This is a genomic window from Streptomyces sp. NPDC057877 (genome assembly GCF_042796855.1).
Lineage (GTDB): Bacteria > Actinomycetota > Actinomycetes > Streptomycetales > Streptomycetaceae > Streptomyces.
The window spans coordinates 637,792-657,168 of the sequence record NZ_JBHVMS010000002.1; the positions used below are offsets into that span (position 1 = coordinate 637,792).

The 19,377-nt window shown below is 72.5% G+C and carries 19 protein-coding genes and 1 tRNA gene; 9 read left to right on the forward strand and 11 right to left on the reverse strand.

The genetic code is table 11. The features are described 5' to 3' along the window. Positions 1-10 precede the first annotated feature (10 nt). From ACFVQG_RS06740 to ACFVQG_RS06760, 5 genes are read right to left on the reverse strand one after another with little or no spacing between them, the layout of a single operon-like run. Positions 11-658 carry an endonuclease gene (locus tag ACFVQG_RS06740; protein ID WP_383377585.1) on the reverse strand — a complete coding sequence of 216 codons (648 nt, stop codon included), beginning with the start codon at positions 656-658 and terminating at the stop codon, positions 11-13. Continuing rightward, the gene (locus tag ACFVQG_RS06745; RefSeq protein WP_383377588.1) at positions 655-987 is read right to left on the reverse strand and encodes a DUF3140 domain-containing protein; all 333 of its coding nucleotides are present in this window, start codon (positions 985-987) and stop codon (positions 655-657) included. The genes ACFVQG_RS06740 and ACFVQG_RS06745 overlap by 4 nt, the downstream gene beginning before the upstream one ends. A 28-nt stretch (positions 988-1,015) precedes the next feature. Further along, complete coding sequence (locus ACFVQG_RS06750) at positions 1,016-1,498, reverse strand: Dps family protein (RefSeq protein ID WP_383377590.1); 483 nt, start codon at positions 1,496-1,498, stop codon at positions 1,016-1,018. Next, positions 1,495-1,752, reverse strand: coding sequence for a WhiB family transcriptional regulator (locus tag ACFVQG_RS06755; protein ID WP_383377979.1), 258 nt, complete (start codon positions 1,750-1,752; stop codon positions 1,495-1,497). The genes ACFVQG_RS06750 and ACFVQG_RS06755 overlap by 4 nt, the downstream gene beginning before the upstream one ends. Positions 1,753-1,806: 54 nt before the next feature. Then, positions 1,807-2,628, reverse strand: a complete 822-nt coding sequence (locus tag ACFVQG_RS06760) for an alpha/beta hydrolase (protein WP_383377592.1) — start codon at positions 2,626-2,628, stop codon at positions 1,807-1,809. Positions 2,629-2,771: 143 nt separating this feature from the next. Between ACFVQG_RS06760 and ACFVQG_RS06765 the strand changes: the two genes are divergently transcribed. From ACFVQG_RS06765 to ACFVQG_RS06775, 3 genes are all read left to right on the forward strand, one after another. Further along, positions 2,772-3,959: a thiolase family protein gene (locus ACFVQG_RS06765; RefSeq protein WP_383377594.1), complete on the forward strand. Its 1,188-nt coding sequence runs from the start codon at positions 2,772-2,774 to the stop codon at positions 3,957-3,959. Between the two features lie 192 nt (positions 3,960-4,151). After that, a complete protein-coding gene (locus ACFVQG_RS06770; protein ID WP_383377596.1) occupies positions 4,152-5,666 on the forward strand; it encodes a long-chain fatty acid--CoA ligase in 1,515 nt (504 codons plus the stop codon). A gap of 182 nt (positions 5,667-5,848) precedes the next feature. Then, positions 5,849-6,625, forward strand: a complete 777-nt coding sequence (locus tag ACFVQG_RS06775) for a sulfite exporter TauE/SafE family protein (RefSeq protein ID WP_383377598.1) — start codon at positions 5,849-5,851, stop codon at positions 6,623-6,625. Here ACFVQG_RS06775 and ACFVQG_RS06780 read toward each other — a convergent pair. After that, the gene (locus tag ACFVQG_RS06780; RefSeq protein WP_383377600.1) at positions 6,622-7,431 is read right to left on the reverse strand and encodes an HAD-IIA family hydrolase; all 810 of its coding nucleotides are present in this window, start codon (positions 7,429-7,431) and stop codon (positions 6,622-6,624) included. The two genes, ACFVQG_RS06775 and ACFVQG_RS06780, sit on opposite strands and share 4 nt — an antisense overlap. A 28-nt stretch (positions 7,432-7,459) precedes the next feature. Further along, positions 7,460-8,536, reverse strand: a complete 1,077-nt coding sequence (locus tag ACFVQG_RS06785; RefSeq protein ID WP_383377602.1) for a glycerophosphodiester phosphodiesterase family protein — start codon at positions 8,534-8,536, stop codon at positions 7,460-7,462. Between the two features lie 127 nt (positions 8,537-8,663). Here ACFVQG_RS06785 and ACFVQG_RS06790 point away from each other — a divergent pair, with 127 nt between their 5' ends. Continuing rightward, the gene (locus ACFVQG_RS06790; protein ID WP_383377604.1) at positions 8,664-9,419 is read left to right on the forward strand and encodes a cobalt-precorrin-6A reductase; all 756 of its coding nucleotides are present in this window, start codon (positions 8,664-8,666) and stop codon (positions 9,417-9,419) included. Positions 9,420-9,458: 39 nt separating this feature from the next. On the opposite strand, the gene ACFVQG_RS06795 is transcribed toward ACFVQG_RS06790, so the two are convergent. The 3 genes from ACFVQG_RS06795 to ACFVQG_RS06805 all read right to left on the reverse strand — a co-directional run bounded on the left by ACFVQG_RS06795 (position 9,459) and on the right by ACFVQG_RS06805 (position 13,056). After that, complete coding sequence (locus tag ACFVQG_RS06795; protein ID WP_383377606.1) at positions 9,459-11,534, reverse strand: MDR family MFS transporter; 2,076 nt, start codon at positions 11,532-11,534, stop codon at positions 9,459-9,461. Between the two features lie 185 nt (positions 11,535-11,719). After that, positions 11,720-12,493 carry a precorrin-6A synthase (deacetylating) gene (gene cobF / locus ACFVQG_RS06800; protein WP_383377608.1) on the reverse strand — a complete coding sequence of 258 codons (774 nt, stop codon included), beginning with the start codon at positions 12,491-12,493 and terminating at the stop codon, positions 11,720-11,722. Positions 12,494-12,549: 56 nt separating this feature from the next. Next, the gene (locus ACFVQG_RS06805) at positions 12,550-13,056 is read right to left on the reverse strand and encodes a DUF309 domain-containing protein (RefSeq protein ID WP_383377610.1); all 507 of its coding nucleotides are present in this window, start codon (positions 13,054-13,056) and stop codon (positions 12,550-12,552) included. Positions 13,057-13,164: 108 nt separating this feature from the next. Between ACFVQG_RS06805 and ACFVQG_RS06810 the strand changes: the two genes are divergently transcribed. Beyond that, positions 13,165-13,238 (forward strand) — tRNA-Pro (locus ACFVQG_RS06810). A gap of 164 nt (positions 13,239-13,402) precedes the next feature. Here the strand turns inward: ACFVQG_RS06810 and ACFVQG_RS06815 are convergent. Then, on the reverse strand, positions 13,403-14,458 hold the full coding sequence (locus tag ACFVQG_RS06815; RefSeq protein WP_383377611.1) for a MarR family transcriptional regulator: 1,056 nt from the start codon (positions 14,456-14,458) through the stop codon (positions 13,403-13,405). A 549-nt stretch (positions 14,459-15,007) separates the two neighbouring features. Here ACFVQG_RS06815 and ACFVQG_RS06820 point away from each other — a divergent pair. The 4 genes from ACFVQG_RS06820 to ACFVQG_RS06835 are packed head-to-tail and all read left to right on the forward strand — an operon-like array spanning position 15,008 to position 19,339. Further along, entirely contained in the window at positions 15,008-15,910 is a 903-nt protein-coding gene (locus ACFVQG_RS06820) for a hypothetical protein (protein ID WP_383377613.1), read from the forward strand. Positions 15,911-15,926: 16 nt separating this feature from the next. Continuing rightward, positions 15,927-16,460 (forward strand): hypothetical protein, encoded by a 534-nt coding sequence (locus ACFVQG_RS06825; protein ID WP_383377615.1) that lies wholly within the window; start codon positions 15,927-15,929, stop codon positions 16,458-16,460. A gap of 46 nt (positions 16,461-16,506) precedes the next feature. Next, positions 16,507-18,633: a glycoside hydrolase domain-containing protein gene (locus ACFVQG_RS06830; protein WP_383377617.1), complete on the forward strand. Its 2,127-nt coding sequence runs from the start codon at positions 16,507-16,509 to the stop codon at positions 18,631-18,633. A gap of 22 nt (positions 18,634-18,655) precedes the next feature. Next, positions 18,656-19,339 carry a hypothetical protein gene (locus ACFVQG_RS06835; protein ID WP_383377619.1) on the forward strand — a complete coding sequence of 228 codons (684 nt, stop codon included), beginning with the start codon at positions 18,656-18,658 and terminating at the stop codon, positions 19,337-19,339. The last annotated feature ends 38 nt before the right edge of the window (positions 19,340-19,377 follow it).

The window sequence follows — 19,377 nt, forward strand, 5'->3', positions numbered from 1 at the left end:
GACGGCTGGATCACGCCGCCCGGCGCAGGCTGTCCTCCGCGACCTCCTTGTCCAGGGACGCCCGGACCAGCGCGGCGGCGAGCGTCGCCGGTTCGGTGTCACCGGCGAGCTTCGCGACGCGCTCGGGGTCCTTCGGCAGGCCGAGCCGCTCGGCGCCCGAGAGGGCCTTGCCGCCCAGGTAGGGGGCGAACTCCGGCCAGGCGCGCTGGACTTCGCGCAGGAAGATGTCGGCGCCCGCCGGGCCCATCCCCGGCACCTCCCGGAGCAGCCGACGCAGCGCGTCCGGGTCGCCGTCGGCCTCCTCGCGCATCCGGCGCAGGTCACCGCCCCAGCGCTCGGTGAGCAGTTCGGCGCCGTCGCCGAGCTGGGTGGCCGTGCGCTCGTCGTAGCGCCGGTAGCCGCCCCGGCCCAGCGCGTCGACCCGCTCCTGCCAGTCCGCCCGGGCCATCCGCCCAGGATCGCGCAGCCCCGCCTCGTACAGCTCCCGCGCGGCGGCGATGGCGACCGAGGCGCGGATACGGGCGCTCAGCAGGTGGGACAGCACCAGCAGCCGGTACAGCGGCTGCGGGGCGTCCCGCAGCCGGATGCCCGCCTCCTCGGCGTACGTCTCCCCGTGCGCGGGCACCAGCTCGCGCAGCACGCGCCTGTCGTCGGTCACGGCTTCAGGGGGTCGTGGCCGAGGGACATCAGATGGTGCCTGCGGCGGGTCTGCTCGGCCTCGGGCTCGTTCTCGAGGTCCGCCTCGGCGCTGATGGTGTCCACGACCTCGTACATCACCTCGATGTCGTCGTCCGTGAGGTCCATGCGCCGTTTCTGGAGGATGGCGAGGACGTGCTGCCCCACGGGCTCGCCCGCGTGGTCCGGCAGGGGCTCGGTGTCCTCGTCGGCGTCGCTGACCCGCAGCCAGGACGCCAGTTCGTTCGAGGTCATGTTCACCACGCGGTGGAAGTTCTCCCACAGCGTGTCGAGTTCGAGGGCGTCGGTCATCCCATGCCCCTCTCTCTCCGGCGTGCGGTCAGTGCTCGCGGGGCCAGTTCTCCGCGTCGAACATCCAGCGCTGCTTCTCCAGCTCGGCCGTGATGCCGATCAGCAGGTCCTGGGTGACCGGGTCGGGCTTGTCGGTGGCCTCGATCCGCTCCCGCAGGCGGCCGATCGCCGCCCCCAGGGACTCCACCATCACCTCCACGACCTCGTTGTCGCGCACCCAGCCCTCCTTCGGGCCGGGCAGCGTGAAGGCGCTGGCGATGGTCTCCGGGCGGCCGTCCGGCGGCACGCCGAGCGCGGAACAGCGCTCCGCGACGGTGTCGGCGTACTCGCGGGCCGTCGAGACCACCTCGTCCAGCTGGAGGTGGATGGAACGGAACCGCGGCCCCACGATGTTCCAGTGCGCCTGCTTCCCGATGAGGGACAGGCCGAGGAGGTCCACGAGGGTGCTCTGCAACGCGTCCCCGGCGACCTTGCGGGCGTCCTCGGGCAGCGTGCTCTTCACGACAGTCATACCGTGCTTCTCCTTGTGGCGTCGGCTCTGGCGGTACGAAGCAGTTCGCCGCGCTCCTCCTCGCAGGTTCCTCCCCAGACACCCGAGGTCTGTCCGCTGTCCAGCGCGTAGACCAGACAGTCGGTGATCACCGGGCAACGGGCACACACGCGCTTCGCGGCCGCGATGTCCCGCAGCGCCGGTCCGCTGGTGCCCACGGGGAAGAACAGCTCGGGGTCCTCACCCACGCAGGCCGCACTGCGCAACCACTCCATGGGGGCGCGGGTGCCCAGGGCCAAAAAGGGCAAACGCCACGCTGTGCCGTCTCGTCAGGCGAGCACGCCGTCCAGGAAGCGGACCAAGTCGTCGTACACCTCGGCCTTGTTCGTCTCCAGGAACACCTCGTGCCGGGCGCCGGGATAGATCCGCTCGGTCAGCGGGCCGTCCCCGCTCAGCCGTCGCACGCCGTCGCGGCTGCCGGGCAGCGGGACGAGGCGGTCGTCGTCGCCGTGCAGCCAGAGCACCGGCAGCGGGGCCACGGTGCCGCCCTCGTCGACGGTCCGCAGGGTGCGGACGAAGGCCTCCAGCGTCGGCCGCTTCATCGGACCGTGCCAGACCAGGGGGTCCGCCGCGTACGACGGTCCGACCTCCGGGGCGCGGGAGAGCGCGGACGGGCTGACCGGGATGTCGGGGACGTCGCCGTGCCGCTCCGCGTGCGCCAGCAACCGCCCCGGCGTCTCCCAGGCGCCGATCACCGGCCCGGACAGCACCAGCGCGGTGAGCGTGTCGCCGTACCGCTGGGCGTAGCGGGCCGCGATCAGGCCGCCCATCGAGTGCCCGACGAGCACCACGGGGAGGCCGGGGTGCGCGGCGCGGGCCAGCTCCGCGACGGCGCGCACATCGGTGACGACGTCCTCGAAGTCCTCGATCACCACCCGCTCGCCCGCCGAGCGGCCGTGGCCGACGTGGTCGGGCCCGAAGACGGCGGCGCCGTGGGCGGTGAGCACCTCGGCGACCGGCGCGTAGCGGCCGATGTGCTCGCCGTAGCCGTGCACGAGCAGCGCGAGGTACCGGGGCCGGGGGTGCGGCCACTCGCGGGCGGCGATCGTGCCACGGGTGCCGTCGAGGGTGTGGTCCCGGGTGTCGGTCATGTGCTGGCCTCCAGCGGCGTCGTGCGGGCCCCGGCGAACCGCCGGGACCTTCCCAGGTGCTGCCCGGAGGTCTATAGTCCAAAACTAGCAGTGCTAATTAAGGTGCTGGTCAGCGAAGACCGGCGTCGGTCAGGAGTCCCCTCGTGCGCACCGTCCACTTCGCGGCCGCCCGCCGCACCCCCCTCGGCAAACTGCGCGGCGCCCTGTCCGCCGTACGCCCCGACGACCTCGCCGCCGCGGTGATCCGTGGGCTGGTCGCCGAGGTGCCCGCGCTCGACCCGGCCCGCATCGACGACGTCTACTGGGGCGCCGCCAACCAGGCTGGTGAGGACAACCGCAACGTCGCCCGCATGGCCGCCCTGCTCGCCGGACTGCCCGACTCCGTCCCCGGCGCCACCGTCAACCGGCTGTGCGCCTCCGGCCTGGAGGCGGTCACCGCCGCCGCCCGCACCATCGCCGCGGGCGAGGCCGACGTCGTGCTCGCGGGCGGCTCCGAGTCGATGAGCCGCGCCCCCTTCGTACTGCCCCGCCCCGACGAGGCACTGCCGCACCGGATCGAGACCGCCGACACCCGCCTCGGCTGGCGGCTGGTCAACCCCCGGATGGCCGACCTGCACGGGCTGCTGGCCATGGGCGAGACCGCCGAGGAGGTCGCGGACCGCTACGGCGTCTCGCGCGCCCGGCAGGACGAGTTCGCGCTGCACAGCCACCGCCGGGCCGCCGACGCCCGCAAGAACGGCCACTTCGACGCCGAACTCCTGCCCGTCGAGCGCCCCGACGGCGTGCTGGTCGACAGCGACGAGTGCGTCCGCGAGGACACCTCGATCGAGAAGCTGGCGAAGCTGCGGCCCGTCTTCCGCGAGGGCGGCACCGTCACCGCGGGCAACGCCTCCCCGATGAACGACGGTGCCGCGGGCCTGCTGCTGGTCAGCGAGGAGGCGCTGAACGACCTCGGTCTGGAGTCGCTCGGGCGCTATGCCGCCGGGGCGTCCGCCGGGGTCCACCCCGACGTCATGGGCATCGGCCCCGTCCCCGCCACCCGCAAGGCCCTCGCCCGCGTGGGCTGGAGCGTGGGGGACATCGAGGAGGCCGAGTTCAACGAGGCCTTCGCCGCGCAGGCCCTCGCCTGCGTCGACCAGCTCGGGATCGATCCGGAGCGGGTCAATCCCAGCGGGGGCGCGATCGCGCTCGGGCATCCGCTGGGGTGTTCCGGGGCGCGGATCCTGACCACGCTGCTGCACCGGATGCGGCGGACGGGGGCGGGGCGGGGCCTCGCCACGATGTGCGTCGGGGTGGGGCAGGGGAGCGCGGTGCTGGTGGAGCGCCCGTAGTCCGTCCGTACCCGCCCCTTGCTGGCGGGGGTCGCCGTGGGTTCGTCGTGGCTGGCCGCGCAGTTCCCCGCGCCCCTTTGGACGTTGTCCCGCCGCCTTTGGAAAGACCCGCACGGCACCGCAAAGGCACCGCAAAGGCACCGCAAAGGCACCGCAACGAGCCGCTGATCCGAGAAACGGAGCACCCCGTACATGGCAACCCTCTCCGTCGCCGCCATCCTCGCCGAGAACGCCCGGCGCCGACCCGACAAGACCGCCCTGGTGGAGGGCGACCTGCGGCTGACCTTCGCCGAGATGTGGCAGCGGGCCCGCGCCCAGGCCGGGGCCCTGGCCGGACTCGGGGTACGGCCGGGCGACCGCGTCGCGCTGATGGCGCCCAACACCGCGGAGTTCCCGGCGGCGTACTACGCCATCGCCGCGGCCGGAGCCGTGGTCGTCCCCGTCCATCTGCTGCTGTCGCCCGCCGAGGTCGAGCACGTCCTCGAGGACAGCGGCGCGAGCCTGCTGCTCTGCCATCCCGCGCAGGCGGCGACCGGCACCGCCGCCGCCGAGGCCGTCGGGGTCCGGGTGGTCACCCTGGGCGCGGAGTTCGAGCGGCTCGCCGCCGACGCCGCACCCCTGCGCTCGTACGAGACCCGTGACGCGGACGACCCGGCCGTCGTCTTCTACACCAGCGGCACCACCGGCGTCCCCAAGGGCGCCGTGCTCAGCCACTTCAACCTCGTGATGAACGCCACCGTCAACGCCTTCGACGCCAACGACATCCGCCCCGACGACATCGCGCTGGGCGCGCTGCCGCTGTTCCACGCCTTCGGGCAGACGGTGTCCATGAACTCGGTGTGGCGGGCGGGCGCGACGCTGGTGCTGCTGCCGCGGTTCGACGCCGCCCGCGCGATCGAGCTGATGGTCAAGGAGGACGTCAACACCTTCCACGGCGTGCCCACCATGTTCGTCGCGCTGGCCGCCGCGGCGGGCGGTGCGGACGCCCTGCCGGAGCTGCGGGTGTGCGTCTCGGGCGGCGCCTCGCTGCCGGTGGCGGTCCTTGAGCGGTTCGAGGCGGCGTTCGGGGCGCGGATCTACGAGGGGTACGGGCTGTCGGAGACCTCGCCGACGGCGAGTGTGAACCAGCCCTGGTTCGGCGCCCGGCCCGGCACCATCGGGCATCCGCTGTGGGGCGTGGAGGTGGAGATCGCCCGCGCCGAGACCGAGGACCGCATCGAACTGCTGCCGGTCGACGAGCTGGGCGAGGTCGTCATCCGGGGGCACAACGTCTTCTCCGGCTACCTCGGCCGTCCCGAGGCCACGGCGGAGGCGATGGTGGACGGCTGGTTCCGCACCGGCGACCTCGGCACCAAGGACGAGGACGGTTTCCTGAGGATCGTCGACCGCAAGAAGGACGTCATCATCCGCGGCGGCTTCAACGTCTACCCGCGCGAGGTCGAGGAGGTGCTGATGCGCCACCCCGGCATCGCCCAGGTCGCGGTGATCGGCCTGCCGGACGAACTGCACGGCGAGGAGGTGTGCGCCGTGGTCGTCCCCGCGCCGGACGCCGGTGACCTCGACGCCGCCGCGCTCACCGAGTGGGCCAAGGAGCGGCTGGGCAGGCACAAGTACCCGCGGCGGGTGGAGTTCACCGAGGAACTGCCGCTGGGGCCGAGCATGAAGGTGCTGAAGCGGGAGCTGCGGGCGCGGTATGCCGGGGGGTGAGCGGGTGCGGGCTGCGGGGTGACCCGGTGTGGGCCGGAGGGGGTGAGCGGGTGCGGGCTGTGGGGTGACCCGATGGGGCCCGTGGGGTGAGCGGGCGGGCTGTGGGGTGACCCCCGTGAGGGACCGTCTGGCGAGACGGTCCTTACGTCGGCCACATGCATGGGCATAGCATCAGTGTCCGCATGGACACGATGACGCTCTGGCACATCACCGGCTGGGAGTTCGCGGCGCTGGCCGTGGCCGCCCTGCTCGTCGGCTTCTCCAAGACCGCCGTGAGCGGGGCCAACACGGTCAGCCTCGCCGTCTTCGCGGCGGTGCTGCCCGCCCGCGCATCGACCGGGGTCCTGCTGCCGGTGCTCATCTTCGGGGACGTGCTCGCCGTCCTCGTCTACCGGCGGCACGCCCACTGCCCGACCCTGGGGCGGCTGTTCCCGGCGGTGGGGGCGGGCGTGGTCCTCGGCACGCTGTTCCTGGTGTGGGCCGACGACGGGGTGGTGCGCAACTCGATCGGCGCGATCCTGCTGCTGATGGCCGGGGTCACGGTGTGGCGGCGGCGGATGGCCGAGCGGGCGGCGCCGGGACCGGACGCCGTGACCACCAGGGCGGGCCGGTGGAAGGCGCGTTCCTACGGCGTCCTGGGTGGCTTCACCACGATGGTGGCGAACGCGGGCGGCCCGGTGATGGCGATGTACCTGCTGTCGGCGGGCTTCCGGAAGCTGGGCTTCCTGGGCACGTCGGCGTTCTTCTTCCTGATCGTGAACGTCGCCAAGGTGCCCTTCAGCGCCGGGCTCGGGCTGATTGACGGCAACTCGCTGCTGCTTGACGCGGCGCTCGTGGGCTTCGTCGTGCCGGGGGCGTTGCTCGGCAAATGGGCTGTGAACCGGATCAACCAGCGCTTGTTTGAACAACTCGTGATCGCGGCGACGGTCGTGGGCGGACTGCAACTCCTGTTGCGCTAGTTGTCGGCGCTGTCACGCTGCGAGGCCCGGCCCAGCAGTGCGGGCAGGCCCGCGAACGAGTCGATGACATGGTCCGGCGTGCCGCTCGCCGCGCGCTCGGTCTCCGGCAGGTACTTGCCGGTCCGCACCAGCACCCCGGTGAGCCCGGCCCGCTGCGCGGCCAGTACGTCGGACTCGACGTCGTCACCGATCATCAGCGCCGCACCCGGCTCCACGCCCAGTCGCTCCAGCGCCGCCCCGAAGAACGCGGGCGACGGCTTCCCGGTGACCTCGGCCTCCGTCCGCGCCGCCACCTCCAGCCCCACGAGGAAGGCACCGCCGTCCAGCTCCAGGCCGTGCTCCGTGCGCCAGTACAGGTTCCGGTGCATGGCCACCAGCCGGGCGCCGCGCTGGAGGTGCCCGAAGGCCCGGTTCAGCGTGGCATAGCCGAACTCGGGCCCGGCGCCGCCGACGAGGACGACGTCCACGTCGTCGCCCGGGTCGGACACGACGGTCACCCCGGTCAGATCCTCCGCGACGTCGCCGTGGTTCAGCAGCAGACAGCGGGCGCCGGGCAACCGCCGGGCGAGGTGCGCGGCGGTCACGGCGGGTGCGGTCAGGATGTCCTCGGCGTCCACCGGGAACCCCGCGTCCGACAGGGTCCCGGCGATCGAGGCACGGGTACGGGACGTCGTGTTGGTGACCAGGGCCACGCCGAGCCCGGCGTCGCGGATCTCCCGCAACGCCCGCACCGTGCCCGGCAGCGGCTGCCAGGACACGGTGAGGACCCCGTCGATGTCGATCAGGACGGCACGTACTGACTCCATGCCTGGACCCTAGTCATGCGGTGGCCGTTCAGCGCGGTTCGTACGCCTTCGGCAGCCGCATGCCGCGGTCGGCCATGATCTGGCGCAGCCGGTCGGGGTAGTCGGTGATGATGCCGTCCACGCCGAGGTCGATGAGCGCCTCCATGGTGGCCGGGTCGTCACAGGTCCACGGCACGACCTTCAGGCCCCGGGCGTGCGCGGAGTCGATCATCTGGCGGTCGGGGTAGAAGCGGAAGCCGGGGTCGCCGATCTTGCCGTTCTGCGGGAAGCCGTAGTTGGGGGAGAGGGCCCGGACGCCCGGGATGGTGGCGGCGGCCTTCACGAAGTCGCCGTCGTAGTCGTCGGCGTCGATGCCGCCGAGCCACGGGGAGGCGCCGTCCTTGCCGACCTGGAGGAAGTCGTAGTTGGTCAGTGCCACCAGCGGCCACCGGGGCGCCAGCTCGTGCATCGCCTTCAGCGCGCCCCAGTCGAAGGACTGGATGGTGACCTGCCGCTCGATGCCGGAGGCGCGGATCTCCTCGAACACCCGGCGCACGAACAGTTCGCGCGGCGCGGTCTGCTCGGGGGCGCCCGCCTCGACCTTGGTCTCGACGTTCAGGGTGACCTGGTGGGCCCTGTACCGCTTGACCAGGTTCAGGACGTCCTTCAGCTCGACCATCCGGGCGCCCGCGATCCGCTCCTGCCGCGGGTGGCCGGGCAGCTGCTGGTAGCCGCAGTCCATGGTCTTGACCTGAGCCAGCGTCAGATCCTTGATGTACTTGCCGACGTACGGGTACATCGGGTCGCCCGGCGTCACCGGGGCCGTGTCCCGGCACTTCTGCGCGCTGACCTGGCGGTCGTGGGTGACGACGACCTTGCGGTCCTTGGTGACCTGGGTGTCCAGCTCCAGCGTGGAGACGCCGAGCCGCAATGCCTTGCCGAAGCCCTCCAGCGTGGACTCGGTGGTCAGGCCCAGGCCGCCGCGGTGGGCCTGGAGGTCGAAGTGCGTCTTGTGGGGCAGCACTGCCTCGGCGCCGGGGCCGCCCGCCGCCGAGGCGTGCGCGGTGGCCGGAAGCGCCAGCACCGGGACCAGGGCCAGGGCGGCGAGGGCATTTCGTGCGGACATCGCAACCTCACTCATCGGGGACGGGGGGCGACGCCGAGACGTTAGTTCGAGTCGGGCGGAGCCTGAAGACCCTGTGGGTGAGGGGACCATGAACGCTGGCGGAACGCGTGCGCGTAGGGTCCATGCCATGCCCGCGCACGTGCTGATCCTCGGCGGCACCACCGAGGCCCGCGAACTGGCCGCCGTCCTGGCGGCGCGCCCCGGTGTGCGGGTGACGACCTCGCTCGCGGGACGGGTGGCGCGGCCCGGCGCCGTCGCGGGCGAGGTGCGGATCGGCGGCTTCGGCGGGGCCGAGGGGCTGGCCGCCTGGCTGCGGGAGCGGCACGTGGACGCGCTGGTCGACGCCACCCACCCGTTCGCCGAGACCATCACCGCGAACGCGGCACGGGCCGCCGCCGCGACCGGCCTGCCCACGGTGGTACTACGCCGCCCGGGCTGGCGCCCGGGCCCGGGGGACCGCTGGCATCCGGTGCCCTCCCTCACGGCCGCCGCGCGGGCGCTGCCCGGCCTCGGCCGCCGGGTCCTCCTCACCACCGGACGCCTCGGCCTCGCCGCCTTCGCCCCTCTGACGGACCTGCACTTCGTCGTCCGCTCGGTGGAGCCGCCCGACCCACCACTGCCGCCGCACCTGGACGTCGTACTGGCACGCGGCCCGTTCACGTCGGCCGACGAGTCGGCGCTGCTGCGTGACCGCCGTATCGACGTGCTCGTGACCAAGGACAGCGGGGGGGTGGCGACCTCCGCCAAACTCACGGCGGCCCGGGAGCTGGGGTTGCCGGTGGTGGTCGTACGCCGTCCGCCGTTGCCGCGGGGTATGGGGGCGGTGGGGGATGTGGCGGCGGTGCTGGAGTGGCTGGAGGGGAGGGGGCTCGGCCGGACGTGACACCTCAGCCGGAGTTCCCGGCCGGTGCCCGCCCCGTGCTCAGCGCGTCCCGCTGGACGCCAGCGCCCCCACCCGCTCCGGCAGCCCGCTGCTGAGGTCCTCCGCCAGCAGGCGTTTGGCGATGGCGTCGATGGCGGCGTGCAGTTCGGTGTCGGACGGGCGGCCGACGTCCTCCCGTACCCGGTCCTCGAGCCAGGAGGTCCAGGACTGGGTGATGACCTCGGCCTCACGCGCCCCGGCGTCGGTGTGGGAGAGAAGGGTGCCGTCGCGGGTGAGGTAGCCCTCGTCGGTCATGCGGTCGAAGACCGGCAGCAGCACCTCCGGTGGCAGGCGGCGCCGGGCGGCGATCAGGCCGAGGCTGGCGTGTCCGACCAGCCGGTTCAGCAGATGTACCTGCATCACGGCCCAGGCACCGGCCGGATCGAGGCGGGTGTCGGAGTCGCTGACGACGCGGCGCAGGGTGGCCGGGTCGGTACCGCTGATGATCCTGGCGACGGCGGCCTCCAGCACCGGCTGGGAGTCGGCGGCCCGCGGGGAGCCGAAGCCCTCGCCCATGTCGGTGGAGACGAGCCGGGCGCTGTCGCGCAGCCGCACCTCCCTGAGGAACAGCGCGACGACGAACCCGATCGCCGCGACCGGCACGGTCCACAGGAAGACCGTCTGGAGCGTGTCGGCGTAGGCCTCGACGATCGGCGCGGCCACGTCGGAGGGCAGCCCGTGCACGCCCTCCGGGCTGGTCGCGGCCCGGGACACGGCCTCCGGGTCAGCCGCGCCGGTGCGGGCCGCCTCCTCGACCCCGTCGGCGAGGTTCGGGGTGAGGGCGTTGGTGTAGATGGTGCCGAAGACGGCGGTGCCGAAGGAACTGCCCAGCGTACGGAAGAAGGTGACGCCCGAGGTGGCGGTGCCTAGGTCGGCGTAGTCGACCGTGTTCTGCACGGCGATGGTCAGCACCTGCATGCACAGGCCGATCCCGCTGCCGAGCACGAACATGTACAGCGACTCCAGCCAGGTGCCGGTGCCGGTGCCCATGCGGGACATCAGGAACAGCCCGAGCCCCATGACGACCGTGCCGACGATCGGGAAGACGCGGTACCGCCCGGTCTTGCTGACCACGTTGCCGCTGAGGACGGAGGCGATGAGCAGCCCGATCACCATCGGCAGCGTCCGTACGCCCGAGATGGTGGCGGAGTCCCCGTCGACGTACTGCAGATAGGTGGGCAGATAGGTCAGCGCCCCCAGCATCGCGAAGCCGACGATGAAGCTGAGGACCGAGCAGACGGTGAACACGGGATTGCCGAACAGCCGCATCGGCAGCATCGGTTCGGCGGCCCGGAACTCCGCCCAGCAGAACAGCCCGAGGGCGAGCACCCCACCGACGAACAGCCCGATGACGACACCCGAACCCCACGCGTACTCGGTGCCGCCCCAACTGGTCGCCAGGATCAGCGCGCTCGCCCCGACCGCGACCAGCGCGATGCCCAGATAGTCGATGACCGGCCGGACCGCCGCCTTCACCACCGGGATGGTGCGGGCCGCCGCGAACACCACCACGATCGCGATGGGTACGTTGACGTAGAACGCCCAGCGCCATGACGCGTGGTCGGTGAACAGCCCGCCGAGCAGCGGCCCGATGACCGTCGCCACCCCGAACACCGCGCCGATGGCGCCCTGGTACTTGCCGCGCTCCCGCAGCGGGATCACATCGGCGATCAGCGCCATGGAGGTGACCATCAGCCCGCCCGCGCCGACGCCCTGCATGCCCCGCCAGACGATCAGCATCGTCATGTTGGAGGCGAGCCCGCACAGGAACGAGCCCACGATGAACACCACCGTGGACACCTGGAAGACCAGCTTCCGGCCGAACTGGTCGCCGAACTTGCCGACCAGCACCGTCGCCACCGTCTCCGCGAGGAGATACGAGGTGACCACCCAGGACATGTGCGAGGCGCCGCCGAGGTCCGACACGATCGTGGGCAGCGCCGTGCCGACGATCGTCTGGTCCAGGGCGGCCAGCAGCATGCCCAGCATGATCGTCACGAAGACGATGTTCCGGCGGCGCGCGTCCAGCACGGGTGGCTGCGCTGCGGGCGGGGCGGTGCTCTCGGCGACGGTCACGAGGTCACGATCACATCGCCGGACGACACCCGCACGCAGGGACGGGCCGCCCGGGTGCGCCCCCTCGGGCTCGGTCCCCCTGGCTCGGTCCCCCTGGCTCAGTCCCCCTGGCTGGGTCCCCCTGGCTCAGTCCTCCCTGGCTCGGTCCTCCAGGTTCAGTCCTCCCGGGCTCGGTCCTCCCGGGCTCAGTCCTCCGGCGTGTGGCGGCGCAGCAGATAGGTGTCCATGATCCAGCCCTTGCGCTCCCGAGCCTCGGCACGCAGCCGCTCGATCCGCGGGGCCGCCTCGGCGATCGGCCCGGAGACGAGGATCTCGTCCGGCGTCCCTATATAGGCACCCCAGTAGATGTCGATGTCCTCGTCCGCGTACTGCCGGAACGTCTGCCGGGCGTCCAGCATCACCACCACGTCGTCCACCCCCGCCGGGAACCCCTCGGCGAGCCGCCGCCCGGTGGTGATCTGCACGGGCCGCGCCACCCGGTTCAGCCCGGTGCGATGCCGTGCGACGAGCGCGGAGACACTGCTGATGCCGGGCACGACGTCGTACTCGAAGGCGACGCCACCACGCGCCAGCACCTCGTCGAGGATCCCGATCGTGCTGTCGTAGAGCGCCGGATCACCCCAGACCAGGAACGCCCCGCACTCGCCCTCGCCCAACTCCTCCCCGATGACCCGCTCGTAGATGTCCGCGCGGGCCGTGCGCCAGTCGCCCACCGCCGGTGAGTACGCCGCGCCGCCCGCGTCCCGGTCCCGCTCCGGGTCCCGCGCCTCGACCACGCGGTACGTCCCCTCGGGTAGGTGCGCCTCCAGCATGTCCCGGCGCAGCCCGGTGAGGTCGGACTTCGCCTCCCCCTTGTCGAGCAGGAAGAACACGTCGGTGCTCCGCAGCGCCCTGACCGCCTGGAGGGTCAGCTGGTCCGGGTCGCCCGCGCCGATGCCGATGACATGAATCTTTCGCACACCCCGAGTCTGCCGTACGCCACCGACAGTGCCACCACCGGCCAGTGGATCACCGGTCACCGCAGCCGGGGCGCGCGCTCCGCCGCGTCCACCGGGCGCCCCCCGCCCTCCACGTCGTCCGCGAGCCGCCGCGCCCAGCCGACCAGCCCCACGACATCCAGCCCGTACGGCGCCCGCTCCGCCGCCGCCCACTCCTCCACGGCCCCGGCACCCCGTCGCAGCAGCCGCGCCCCGCCGGTCGTGTTCCCCCGGGCCGCGTGCGTGAGCCCGACGGCCAGCTGGGCGAGCCCCCGCCACAGGGCCCGCTCCCGCTCCGGCCCCGACTTCCACGCGTCCTCGAACACCTCGTGCGCGTGGAACGGCTTGCCCGCGTCCAACAGCGCCTGCGCCTCGGCCACGGTCTGCTCCGGCCCGCGCACCACACCCTCGGGCTGCCGCTCCACCCCGTCCGCCCCGTACGGCAGTGGCCGCCCGAGCCCGTCCCGCGGCCTGGCGTTCCGCGCCCGCCCCGCACTGTCCCGATCCCGCGCGTCACTCGTCCGACGCCCCGATGCGCTACTCATACGACGATTGTCCCCCGCACCGACGCCCCTCACCGGTTCCGATGCGCTCCGCCACGTGCGGTAAAGTACCTCCCGCGCGATCACGCGGCTCACCGCGAGGCAGCGCACCGGGACGTGGCGCAGCTTGGTAGCGCACTTGACTGGGGGTCAAGGGGTCGCAGGTTCAAATCCTGTCGTCCCGACTGGAGACAGTCGCAGGTCAGGGCCGGGTTCGGAGACATCCGAACCCGGCCCTTGGTCGTGCGTGGGACCGGCTGAGGACCGGAGTCCTCGACCGGGGTCAGCGGGTCACGACGAAGGAACCGAGACGGGAGACGTCACCGACCCCCCTCACCCCGGGCCACACTCACACCGCACTCCTGTCGTCCCGCGGGGACTTGGTGGACGGCCGCGGGAGAACGCCACCCGAGATGTGAAGCGCCTTGGCCGGACGGCCTCCTTCGGCGAGGGCCCGGCCGAGCGGGGTCGCGGTGTGCCACACGGTGTTGGCCACCCGGCGGCTGACGATCAGACCGGCCTCCCGCAGGACGGCGGCGTGCTCGCTCGCCGAGGCGGCCGACATGCCGAGGTGACGGGCGATCCCCCCGCCCGTCGTACCGTCGGACGCCGCGACCTCCACCAGGACCGCGGCGCGGGTGCGCCCCAGGAGGCGGGCCAGGGCCGCGGGGTCCGACGCCGCGGGATCCTCCGTGAGCAACTGGAGGTCGCGGTTCGCGGGGTAGACCAGCACGGGGTCGAGATCGTCGTCGAGCAGCGTTACGGGCCTGCCCCAGCAGAAGTAGGAGGGGATCAGGAGCAGCCCCCGCCCCTTCAGCACCAGGTCCTGGCGCACGGGGTAGGCCACCTTGAGCACCGGCGGCTCCCAGCGCACCAGCGGATGGATGTTGTCCAGCAGCCGTTCGACGCCCCCCGCGAAGAAGTCCATCACGCGCATGGCGCGTTCGGCCTCGACGACGGCGCGGATGCGGTGCCACGAACGCGACAGGACGTTCTGGTGGTACCGGTACATCGCCGCGCCCAGCGCGCGCATCGCCTTCGCGTCGCCCCCGGCCACCCGCCGCATCCAGGGTGTCTCCCCGCGCTGGGCGGCCAGCAGGGCGAGTTCGGCGCGCAGCCGTGCGCGGTCGACGCTCATCACGGCCTCCAGCGTCGATTCCAGGTCGGCGCCCGCGGGCGGGGTGAGGAAGTCGGGCGAGTAGCCGCGCGGCGGCGCCAGTTGGAGCAGTAAGGAGATCGACGGATCGGGACCGGCGAGGGTCTCGGCCCGCCAGGGGCCGAACACGATGTGGTCCGGAGAGCCGCCGAGCGCGTGCAGGCTCAGCAGCATCTCCCAGACCGGGTCAGGTTGCGGAGCCAGGCGCACCCGGCCCAGATCCTCCGTGGAGAAGTGGATGTGCAGCACAGCGGAACCCCCGTGGTGACAGCTGTTGACGAAGTCTCTCACGCGGGTCTGACAGCCGTGCCTGCCGCGCGTCTGGCCCCCCGCTCGAGTTTTTCGGTCGAGCCCGAAAGTGCGTGCGGGGCGGGGGAGTCGTTGTCACGCTGAGGGCGACCAAGTCGACGGTCCGCGGGTGCGAGACGCCTTCGCGCACGGGGACCGGAAGAGACACCCACGGCACGCGCCACCGTCCTGGACCGGGACGTGGAACCCGGCGCGCTGCCGTCGTCCGTCGGGCCGGGGGGCGCCGCACACGCCCCCGTGCGCCCGCGGGAACTTCGGGGAACGGGTGAGGGGGAGCCGATGCGTGGATTCGGTGCGCCGTCAGGACGGCCGTCAGCGCCAACGGCAGCGCGGTCGTCCGTACGGGCGTCGACGCCAACGGCAGCGCGGGCGTCAGCGCCAACGGCAGCGCGGCCATCCGTACGGCCGTCAGCGCCAACGGCAACGCGGCCATCCGTACGGTCGTCAGCGCCAACGGCAGCGCGGTCGTCCGTACGGTCGTCGACGCTGTTGCCCGTACTGGCAGCGCTGTTGCTCGCCGCGCTCGCGGCGTGCGGGCCGGGACGGGGGACGGCCGGGCCGGACGCCGGTCCGGCACGGGCGCTGCCGCGCCAGGTCACGGCCGAGGAGTCGGCGACCCTGCGCCGGGCCGAACTGGTCCTGGAGCGGCGCTGCATGCGCCGGGCCGGGTTCCGCCTCCCGGCGGTGCCCGAACCGGCGCGGACCGGGCCACCGCCCCCGCCGATGCGCCTCGTCCTCGCCGACACCGCGTGGGCGCGTGCACACGGCTACGGCTCCCTGGTCCGCGCCTCCGGACGGGACGCGGCCCCCCGCGCGGAGGACCCCGTCGACACCTACGTCCGCGGCCTGACACCGCAGCGCCGGGCCGCGGCGCTACGCGCCTGGCAGGGCGGCGGCCGGGACACCGTCGAGGTCACGCTGCCCAGCGGCATGACCACCGGGCGGAGCACCCGCGGCTGCACCAGCGAGGCCCGCGGTGAGCTGTACGGCGACTTCCGCACCTGGTTCGGCGCCGACGCGGTGGACCGCGACATCGTCACGCTGGCCCTGAGCCGGGCGGAGACCGACCCGGCGTTCACCGGGGCGCTGCGCGGCTGGGCGGCGTGCATGGCCGGACGCGGGCTGCCGCACGCCTCGCCGCAGCACCTGCGGGCCGCGCTGGGCGCCTCGGCGACCGAGGCCGAGGAGGTCCGGTACGCCGTCGCCGAGGCCGAGTGCGCCGTCGCCTCCGGCCTCGCGGAGGCCGCCGCGGACGCCGAACGGCGGCATCTGGCCGCACTGCGCGCCCGGTACCGGGCCGACGTCACCAACGCCCGCGCCATGCGGCTGGCCGCCTTGGCGAAGGCGGCACTGATCCTCCGCGGCGAACACCCGCCGCGGCAGACCACCTGAAGGGACGACGTACGACATGAACAGCACGAAGAAGTACATGAGAACCGCCGTGGCCCTGACCGCGGCGGCCCTGATCGGACTCGTCGGCACGGGGGTCCCCGCAGCCGCCGCGCCGGACGCGGGCACCTCCGCGCCCAGGCCGGGAGCACCGACCCCGGTACGGTCCGGCGCCGACCTCAGCGCGGTGGCCGCGGCGGACGCGGACGGGTACCTCTACGCCTTCGACCTCCCGTACTTCGAGGGCGCCTCCTGCAAGTGGGACAGGGACGACCCGTGGTGGGGCGACGACTGCGGCGACTTCAACGACCGGGCCACGTCCGTGTGGAACAACGGATTCCCCGGCTACTACAGCGAGGTCGCGCTGAAGCGTGACATCAACATGGCCACGAACCTGGCGCGGTTCTGCATCGAGGCGGGCAACTACTACGCCGACCTGTCCCTGGGCTACGAGAAGTTCCTCGACGGCATCCACGCCGACAACGCGATCAGCGGCCACTACTGGTTCACCGACGACGCGGACTACATCCACGACCCGCACTACGGCTGCTGACACCCCGCCCGACCCCGGCCACGAACGGCCGGTGAAACGAGGAACCATGTCCATCACGATCAACCAGCGCGCCACCTGGGGGACGTACGCCAGCGCGGAGACCCGGGCGCACGCCACGGCACCCCCCGCGCCGTCCTCCTCGCCCTGGACGGCCCACATGGGAGTGTTCATCCACTACCTCGGGGCCGGAAGCACCAGCGACCTGGAGACGGAGGAGGACTGCCGGGAAGAGATCGCGAACATCTACGCGGACCATCGGCCCAAGTTCGACGACATCGCCTACAACTTCCTCGTCTGCCCGCACGGGCACGTCTACGAGGGCCGTGGATACGAACGCGGTGAGGGAAACGGCGACGCGTACGTCGACGGAGTGGGGCGCAACACCGGCTTCTACTCGATCGTGGGGATGGTGCGCTCCCACGACGCCGTGGGCGAGCCGATGCTGCGCGGCATCAGGAACCTCATCGACCACCTGCGCACCGAGGCCCCCAAGAAGACCGGCGCGATGATCCTCCCGCACGGTCACGACTTCGACACCGACTGCCCCGGCGACCTCGGCATGTACGCCCGCCAGGGCTCGACGATCGACCCGGCCGCGCCGTGGACGGGGGTGGGCGGCGACATCCACGTCTACCGGACGCAGAACTGGGTGAACAAGACCTACGGCGGCGCACCCGGATACATCAGGTGCCCGGAGACCGGCCGCATCAGCTGGTCCACGGTGCTGTCGCTGACCCAGGGGCTCCAGCACGAACTCGGCATCTCGCCCACGGTGCAGAACTTCGGCCCCGGCACCTTCGAGGCGGTGAAGAACCGCCGGAGCATGCCCATCGAAGAGGAGAACGAGAACCTCATACGCCTCTACAACGGCGCCCTGTGGTGCAAGGGCTACTGGGCCTCGACCGACCGGGAACGGTGGACCTCCGACTCCGAGGACTCCCTGGAACAGCTCTACGGCGACATGGGCCTGTCCTACTCGAACGCCGAGCAGGCGTACCGGATGTGGCCGTACGTCCTGCGAGCGCTGCTGCGGATGGACCAGTTCCGCAAGGTCCCCGGCGGCGACGACCACGTCCGCACGATCCAGCAGCGGCTGAACGCCCGCTATGTCGCCGAGATCGGCATCCCCGCGATGAACCCGGTGCCCTGCGACGGCATCTACTCCCGTGACGTCCAGCAGGGGCTCATGATGGGCATCCAGTACGAGCTGGGCATCGCCATGGGCTCCATCAACGGGTACTTCGGACCCGGCACGCAGGCCGCGCTGAAGGGGAAGGGCTCCGGGAACCTGACGGGGGACCTGCGCTACCTGTTCCGTTCCGCCTGCTACTTCAACTCGCCCACGTACACGGCGGGCGGAGAGCGGGGCTACCTCCCGCAGGACATCCCCATCGACGTCCAGACCGGCACCCACGTGGGCTGGCTGATGGCCTTCCAGCAGTTCTCCCAGATCCCCGTCACGGGCCACAACGACTACACCACCTGGGCCCAGCTCCTGGTCTCCTCCGGCGACGTCTCGCGGAACGCGACCGGCTGCGACTGCGTCACGGAGATCACCGCCGAACGCGGACGGCTGCTCAAGGCGAACGGCTACCAGATCGTCGGCCGCTACCTCGACGAGCACCTCGCCCCGGGCGACCCGTACTACCTCGGCAAGGCCCTCAAGCCCGGGGAGCCGCAAACCATCCTGAACGCCGGGCTGAGGTTCTTCCCGATCTTCCAGTACAACGGCACCCAGCTGGAGAACTTCACCTACGACAAGGGCTACGACCAGGGGAAGAAGGCCCACCAGAAGGCCGTCGAGCACGGCATCGGCGCCGGGACGTGCATCTACTTCGGGGTCGACTACGACGCGACGGACGAGGAGATCGGCTCCCACGTGGTGCCGTACTTCAACGGCGTCAAGGCGGGGCTCACCGAGCTGGGGGGCCGTTACACGTTCGGCGTCTACGGCTCCCGCAACGTCTGCATCCGCGTCTCGGAGGAGGCCGGGGCCCGCTGGTCGTTCGTCTCCGGGATGTCCTGGGGCTTCTCCGGGAACCTCGGCTTCCCCCTGCCGCGGAACTGGTCGTTCAACCAGATCAGGGAGTACGACTTCCAGCCGGGCTGGGGTCTGGACCACAACATCTGGCGTGAGGGGGGCGACCCCGGCGTCTCCACCGTCACGTCCTGACCGGACGAGTGAGGAACTCGAAATGATCACCAGACGCGATCTCCTGGGCGTCGCGGCGGGCGCCGGTGTGCTCGCCCTCGCCCCGAACACCCTGACCGCCGCCGCGGCGGGCACCGGGGAACCGGACACCGTCCGCTGGACCGGCACGAGGTCCGCCAACGGCTGGCCGATCGACCCCGACGCCATCGCCGCCTTCCCCGTCGAGGGCTCGGGGGTGTCGGCCCGCCTGCGAGAGGGCGCCGCCGCGGCGGTGCTGCTGCACGTCGCCCGCCGCTGGCACTACGAGATCGGCGCCCTCGACTCCGGTGTGGGCGGCGGCCTCACCGCCCACACCACCCGCCGCGACCTCGGTGCCGACTTCGAGTCGAACCACCTCTCCGGCACCGCCGTGGCCCTCCACCCCACCGCCTACCCGCTGGCCGGGAGCGAGGGGCTGTGGCCCCACCAGGAGGCGATCGTGCGGGACATCCTCGCGGACTGCGAGGGCACGGTCGTCTGGGGCGGCGACCTCACCCCGGTGAAGGTCTCGCACTTCCACCTCGCCGTCCGGCCCGGCGACCGGACGCTGGCCCGGGTCGCCGCCGCGCTGGACACCAGCAGACCCACCGGGGCGCCCCGCGCCCAGACCGCCGGAACGGTCGCCGACCCGGCGGCACCCGCACGCCGGGTCAAGGCCCGCCGCCTTGAGCGCGCCCAGAACCGCTGATCCACCGACCGCGCCCCCTCCGATACCAAGGAGCACGA

What these genes read in the sequence shown, in the direction of transcription:
- ACFVQG_RS06780 (WP_383377600.1), bottom strand. Translation starts at nt 7,431, where the DNA reads ATGGAGTCAGTACGTGCCGTCCTGATCGACATCGACGGGGTCCTCACC.
- ACFVQG_RS06790 (WP_383377604.1), top strand. Translation starts at nt 8,664, where the DNA reads ATGCCCGCGCACGTGCTGATCCTCGGCGGCACCACCGAGGCCCGCGAA.
- ACFVQG_RS06775 (WP_383377598.1), top strand. Translation starts at nt 5,849, where the DNA reads ATGGACACGATGACGCTCTGGCACATCACCGGCTGGGAGTTCGCGGCG.
- ACFVQG_RS06835 (WP_383377619.1), top strand. Translation starts at nt 18,656, where the DNA reads ATGATCACCAGACGCGATCTCCTGGGCGTCGCGGCGGGCGCCGGTGTG.
- ACFVQG_RS06745 (WP_383377588.1), bottom strand. Translation starts at nt 987, where the DNA reads ATGACCGACGCCCTCGAACTCGACACGCTGTGGGAGAACTTCCACCGC.
- ACFVQG_RS06750 (WP_383377590.1), bottom strand. Translation starts at nt 1,498, where the DNA reads ATGACTGTCGTGAAGAGCACGCTGCCCGAGGACGCCCGCAAGGTCGCC.
- ACFVQG_RS06755 (WP_383377979.1), bottom strand. Translation starts at nt 1,752, where the DNA reads ATGGAGTGGTTGCGCAGTGCGGCCTGCGTGGGTGAGGACCCCGAGCTG.
- ACFVQG_RS06825 (WP_383377615.1), top strand. Translation starts at nt 15,927, where the DNA reads ATGAACAGCACGAAGAAGTACATGAGAACCGCCGTGGCCCTGACCGCG.
- ACFVQG_RS06805 (WP_383377610.1), bottom strand. Translation starts at nt 13,056, where the DNA reads ATGAGTAGCGCATCGGGGCGTCGGACGAGTGACGCGCGGGATCGGGAC.
- ACFVQG_RS06760 (WP_383377592.1), bottom strand. Translation starts at nt 2,628, where the DNA reads ATGACCGACACCCGGGACCACACCCTCGACGGCACCCGTGGCACGATC.
- ACFVQG_RS06770 (WP_383377596.1), top strand. Translation starts at nt 4,152, where the DNA reads ATGGCAACCCTCTCCGTCGCCGCCATCCTCGCCGAGAACGCCCGGCGC.
- ACFVQG_RS06830 (WP_383377617.1), top strand. Translation starts at nt 16,507, where the DNA reads ATGTCCATCACGATCAACCAGCGCGCCACCTGGGGGACGTACGCCAGC.
- ACFVQG_RS06785 (WP_383377602.1), bottom strand. Translation starts at nt 8,536, where the DNA reads ATGTCCGCACGAAATGCCCTCGCCGCCCTGGCCCTGGTCCCGGTGCTG.